We start from the raw sequence: 535 nt of genomic DNA, 5'->3' as shown, positions 1-535 counted from the left end.
CTTCAAACCTTTGCCTTCTTCTTTAATATCAACTCGACCAACGTGAGATGCTGCCGGTACGTCTTCTAGCTCGACTGAATCTGGTTTGGTGCGACCAATAACTTTCTCTTGAGCTTTGATATTTAGGCGATTCCAAGCTGGCAAGTTGTGCTCAAAACGTTGAACCATAACATAGCTGCCACCAGCATATGGGCCATCTTTTACCAATGCTACGTCAGCGCGAGCGTCCCCTGTCGGGTTTTCTGTGCCGTCGATAAAGTCCGTCATGTCACGTGCATCTAGGTAGCGGTAGCCGTACGTTTCATCCACGACCGTCACATTTTCTGCAATATCGGTTAGGAATTTGCGCAATACGTAAAAGTGCAAATCGTGGCGAGTAGAATGGCAGTGAATAAGCACATCAACATCTGTTGTTGGCGCAATAATGTCGCCTTCACCAAGTTGCGGGAAATCAATCAGCTCTTCTGGTGCGTCAATATTTAGGTGCTGCCAGAATGATTTGGTGAATGCGATGGAAATCGTCAGATTAGCGCCC

The 535-nt window shown here is 47.1% G+C and carries 1 protein-coding gene; it reads right to left on the bottom strand.

The window, feature by feature from the left end; genetic code table 11:
• Positions 1-535: Dyp-type peroxidase (locus R7190_RS30215; RefSeq protein WP_318138255.1), on the bottom strand; the 535-nt coding region annotated here is incomplete at both ends.

This window comes from Vibrio sp. 1078-1 (genome assembly GCF_033340475.1).
The sequence above is the reverse complement of the archived record's forward strand: the minus strand, read 5'-3'. Positions and strand labels throughout refer to the sequence as shown.